Genomic DNA, 5,454 nt, shown 5'->3' with positions numbered 1-5,454 from the left:
ACTTGAACTCTGCCGCATACCGTTTCCGCGTAACCTTGCCCATAAAACCCGTCCTCGTTCAGGCCAGATGATAGCTTATCGCCCTGTCCGAAAAATGGGGACCACCTCTGAGGTGCTGCGTGCTCGTGTCGGATTACGACTTATTAGGTCTCTCGAAATGCAGGCGGCTGCACGTAGCGACAACCGTAATAGCCTGATTGCGGCCTATGCTCTTGAAACTTGGCTACGTCTTGCGCTTGGTGGAGTCGTCACGCGTTTCAGGCTTTTGTCAGTTCTAGTTGAGATCGAACCAGAGGAGAACGGAATTTTCCTTGAGCATGCAGCAAAGATTGTTGGGGTTGCTTTTCATGCTTGGTGTGATCGTGACCTTCTCATCGTTCTCGAGAGGTTGCGCAGGAATCCAGCGGCAAGTGGGGAGGCTACGTTCGAGTACGGGAACGCATTGCTGTCAATTGCGCTCGACGGTAGTGATCAGCATTCGCTGATGGCCGGATTAGAGTCAGCTCGAACTTTGTTCTTGGAAGCTGATTGTATCGATCCCGATCGATCCGATGCTAAGGTGTATGCTGCTGTAATCGAAGTTGTTCAAGGATTTGCTAGGAATGCCGGTGAGTCTGATTTGCAACAGGCTTTTCATACGTTGGCGAACACTGCAGCGGATCGAGCTTTCTTACTCTCGGCTGATAGGTTACCTGACTGGCTTATCCCTCGGTGGGATCGGGATGTGCAATGGTTTGAGCTATTAGAATACATCCCTCGCATAGCCGTCGAACTCGACCGACCAAGTTGGTTGCGCGCTTGCGAAGTGCTGGACCGTCTTCTCAAAGTTTATGATGCAGACCGCACGATTGCGGGTGGGATTGGATTTGGCATTCTTCTCAGGCCCCGTATTGAAGCAAGCTTTGTTCGGAGCAGGGGACTTCTTGCGCATCTCGATGATCGACTGCGTGACCCCGACTTTATTGGGGAGTACCGCGACGTCGCGGTAACCCTTCGAGATCGGATATCTGCTATTGCAACGGAGCCCGACCTGCTGGGAAAACAGGGAGAGGACACCTATATCGAGAAGCTCCAAGGTGTCCTCAATGATATAGGAGCGCCAGATGTATTCGTTGATCGTGTGATTGGCGCAGCAAAGGATAAACTTATATCCGAAAGCGAAATGGCAAATCCGGTATTTCAGTGTATTTTCCGAGATATTCGATCAAAGCTTTCAGACAGTCCTTATTACATTGGCCGATTTAAGGAGACGTTTGACCGCCTCGTTTTTCAGGTGATTCGCTTCTGCATGGATCGGCAGGATGCAACTAAGAAAGAATTGGGAGATCGAGGTAAGTATCTTTTTGCCAAGAATCCCTTGGAGGCAGATTTCCAAAAGGATTTACGTGAATTTTTCGTTGGTAACCTGACTGAAGGAGCAATCCAGACAGAGCTAGAGGGTATTGCGAAGGGGAGAGCTGATATCTACATAGGTCATGGTGACTGGCGTTTTCTGATTGAGCTAAAAAGGCACGAAGGCCACGTGTCTCGTGAAGTTGCAAGGAAGTACGTCGGGCAGGCTGCTAGCTACCAAGGCACCAATGTCAAACTTGGCATGTTGGGTATCTTAGAACTGGTTGATCGTACTGATCTTCCATCCTCCGTTGAAGACTGTATCTGGTATGATAGTTTGGTCCCCGAAGGGGACGTCACGGTCAGACATCTTGTTGTATTCAAAGTGCCTGGGAGACTAAAACGACCAAATGAACTGTCAAGGTAAAAAGGAAATTTCGGAAAAAAGTTAGGACTGTTAGAGATGAAGGAGGAAGGTTGGTCGCTCGGTGTCACACTGCATGACTGAGAGGCTGATGTGATACACGGGTGGGGGCTGTAGGGCATCACGGGGAAAGTCAAAACGTATGGCCGTCAGCGAGAGCCATGCGTGTCGTCTGATCAAGTTCATTAAACGGCGATTCAAAATTCCTATGCTAAGCTATCAATCTCTGCCCATCTCGGGACAGTTCAATCGAAAACAGTGACTGGTGTCTGTCGCCGAATGCGTCAGATTTGTTCACACATAGTCGGTGGCTTGAGAAAAGCGCGAAGAGAAGACATATCACAGTTGCCCTCCAGACCTCAATAATTACAAGTAATTACTTATCGCCATAGAACAGCACTCTAACAGTGGTGGTTCTAGGGAGTGACTAATCCTACTTGACCATCAGAAGGGGATTGAATTCCTCCTTTCAACTATACAGGTATTTGATAAACAACTTTGACCGCTCGCCTCTCAAGAGGGTAACCACCTATTCAACTTCGAGATTCGCATTGACCGAAGATTCGAAAATTGCAAAATTGAGCGGCGAGAACCCTTCGGGTGAGGACGTCACAGTTGTCGACAAACGTCAACTCATCCGTATCGAGGCAGTCCATCGCGGCTTTCTCTATCAGCACATATATGGAGCGATTTGCCTGCTTCTAGCCGGGACGAAAGGCGTCGAACGGGTCGTTGTGGAGCGGGACGAGGACTTGGAGGTCGTGCTGGCGCGTCGACGGGTATACGTACAGATAAAAACGCGCGTCGGCAGTCTGAATGTTGGCGATGTGGAAGGCGCCCTTCAGCGCTTCAAGGAGATCAAGAACAAATATAGCACGGGCGCTAGGGAGGGCGACGCCAGCTTCGTGATCGCGTCCAATGCGGCTCCATCGGGGCCGCTGCTCGAGAAGATTTTCGCCGAAGATTGGCCGAAGGATGTGCAATTACACTGGCCGGACGGGCCGACACCGACGGACTCGTTTCTCCCCGTGCCTCCGCGAAGTGTAGATGAAGCGATCACTGCCTGCTCCGCACTCGCGAGCAAGTTGCCGTTTGCTCTGTTGAAGCCGGAGACTCTCACGTGGAAGCTCGCGAGCGTCGTAATGTTCGCGTCGGCCGGATCCCCGTCGAGGCAGGATCATAGCTTTTCGCGTGAAGAGTTGTCTGAGCTCTTTGAGCAGTTGGCCGTCCAGACGCAAGAATTACCGACTCCGCCGCCGATCTACAGGGCGCAGGTCGACGAGCCAGCGTTGCTCGGTGACGAAAGGGTTCGTATCGTCTCGGGTCTGTCGGGCGCGGGCAAGACGGCATGGGTGGCCGAGGCGGCCCTGCACGCGCCGCTGCCTGTGACCTACATCGACGTCGGCGACACTCCAGGGCCGGCTCTTGCATCTGCTGTCACCCGCGAGGTTGCTGGCCGAATGTTTGGGCGGTCGAAAGGTAAGCTCGGTGAGATACTGCTTCCTGGCGCGAGCGGTCTCGAAATGCTCGGTACGCTAAATGTCAAGCTTGGCAAGGAGAGCGCTCACGCCCATGTCGTGATCGACAATGTCCATCGGGTGGCGGCATCCGAAATCGAGTTGATCGTCGCCCGCGCGCCGCACATACGGTTCTTGCTGCTCGGTCAGCCGGGTGTAGAGATCGCTGCTTTGGAAGCAAGACTAGCTGTTACTGCTGAGACGCTGCATGGCTGGAATGAGGATACGATCGCGGCTGTCGTTCACGACGTTGGGTGTAAGGCTGACTTCAGCGATTGTGAGCGCCTTTCACGCCTTACGGGCGGCTTGCCGTTCTACGTTCTCAACGCTGCGACGGTTGCTGCTCGAGAGTATGGTGGTTCAATTCGGTCTTTCTGCGAAGACGTCAATACACAGACGCATGTTATCGAGACTGCCCAAGAGATCATTCTGAGGCGAGCGTTCGAGGGGTTGCCATCCGACTCCCGCGAGACGATCGCAATCTTGAGCCTAGCCGACGTCGCATTATCACGAGATGAGGCTATCAAGTTGCTTCAGGGGGCCTGTGGTCTCGATGTTCGGGCGATTGCTGCACGTCTGCGAGCGCTGCCGGCGACAGGCGCGCTGGAGCTATTCGGCAACTCTGCTCTCAAGATACACGACGCTGTCCGTCTGCTTGGCCTAGCGGATCTGGCCAGGCGGGGCAGTACGGTGGAAAATAAGGCCAAGACCGTTCTTCGCGAGGTGATTGTCGTCTCCATCCATAAAAACTGGAGCATCGCGAAGCTGGGGCTTCTCATCCGGCTCTACGGGCAACTGGGAGAGGCGAAGGCCCTGGTCGAGTTCGCGACAGACGAGTTGTTTCACGAGATGGGCGTCTGGCCGGAGATCGAGCCATTCCTGATCGACATCGCAGCCAACGCAGAGGCGGATCCCGAAACACGTCTCTGGGCCTTGGATGGACTTGTGTTCAACGATTTTAGAGAAGGAAAATTTGAGCTTACCAGTAGTCGCGTCGACGAAATGCAGACCTTGGTCGAAGCGAACGAACTTGGCGACGACGCATGGCTGGCTTGGGGTATGAAGCGTATGCTCCTCATGTCAATGCTCGAGGATGCGGAGGGTGTCGATGAGATGCTCGCGATGGTCGAGCAGCGCATTCCGGCGCGAACTGCGCATATGCGCGTGTTCCGCTACAACCGGGCGCTTGCCCTATACAAACTTGGCGATAACTCTTCTGCCGTCGAAGCAGCTTCCGAACTGATCAAGGAATATTACGAAGAGCTCGGTGTTACCCCAGCAGATGTGATAGGGCGCAATGCTCCGGAGTTGCGCTCGCTGCTGCCTTCGGATTGGGATGTCACCGCTACGCTGAAACATCTGGCCGACACGCTCGATCTGCTCGCGCAGGCTGCCGGAAGAATGAGCCAGCGTTCCGCGATGGCTCGCATACATGCAATGAAGTTCTACGAACTTGCTCACGCATTCGACTCGCTGGTGCGGGTCGGGCTCGATCTAGTCGACGACTTCGTCTGGGTACATGACTTTATAGGCGCTCGGCAGGTTCTTGAGCAAAATCTCTTCCCGATCATACAGGCCGTTGGACTGGCCTCACGCGTTTTGGAGACGCGGGCGCTCTATGCAGTGGTGCTAGCCTACTGCGGCGATCATCAAGCGGCAGCAGCGGAGGTGGCGCTGCTCCGGCCGTTCGAAGAGGCGATGGCGCCGGAGCATCGCGAAGCGTTCCAGAACCAGAAGCGGCTCATTGAGGAGGTGCGGCGCTTCGGAGGACCGCGTCAACGCGAGGTCAACATCTCGGAATCTTTCCAAGCGCTGCTTGATCAACGGCGTGGTACACCAAAGATCGTCGAACCGCGTAGAAGCGTTGGGCGCAACGAGCGTTGCCCGTGTGGCTCGGATAAGAAATACAAGCAATGCCATGGACGGTAACGTCGTCCCACTTTATTCCTCAGTCATCGTGGTAACCAGCATGTTCACTATTACCATTACATGTCCGAAAGCGGTTGACCGTTTGATGGCCAAGTTGTTGTGTAATGGATCGGGTCGCTCATGTCCGTTGAGAGAGACTATTTAGGGCCTGTTAGCACTTGATCCAGTCTGCGGCGGCAGCGATGTGGATGACCGCGAGGAACGAGGTTGCTGTTTTTTCGTATCTGGTTGCGACAGCGCGCCATTCCTTGA

General features: G+C 54.0%; 2 protein-coding genes and 1 pseudogene. 2 read left to right on the top strand and 1 reads right to left on the bottom strand.

What is annotated here, in order from left to right:
• Together GOB93_RS20500 and GOB93_RS21865 are read left to right on the top strand one after the other, a co-directional pair.
• Positions 1–1,759, top strand: a 1,759-nt coding sequence (locus tag GOB93_RS20500; protein WP_206752627.1) for a hypothetical protein, incomplete at its 5' end; no start/stop codon positions are given.
• A gap of 548 nt (positions 1,760–2,307) precedes the next feature.
• On the top strand, positions 2,308–5,202 hold the full coding sequence (locus GOB93_RS21865) for an SEC-C metal-binding domain-containing protein (RefSeq protein WP_173585220.1): 2,895 nt from the start codon (positions 2,308–2,310) through the stop codon (positions 5,200–5,202).
• A gap of 151 nt (positions 5,203–5,353) precedes the next feature.
• Here GOB93_RS21865 and GOB93_RS20490 read toward each other — a convergent pair.
• Positions 5,354–5,454: pseudogene (locus tag GOB93_RS20490) on the bottom strand (IS5-like element ISMex42 family transposase); the annotation flags it as partial.

The organism is Acetobacter musti (genome assembly GCF_011516835.1).
Lineage (GTDB): Bacteria > Pseudomonadota > Alphaproteobacteria > Acetobacterales > Acetobacteraceae > Acetobacter > Acetobacter musti.
This window is presented reverse-complemented; position numbering and strand designations above follow the sequence as displayed.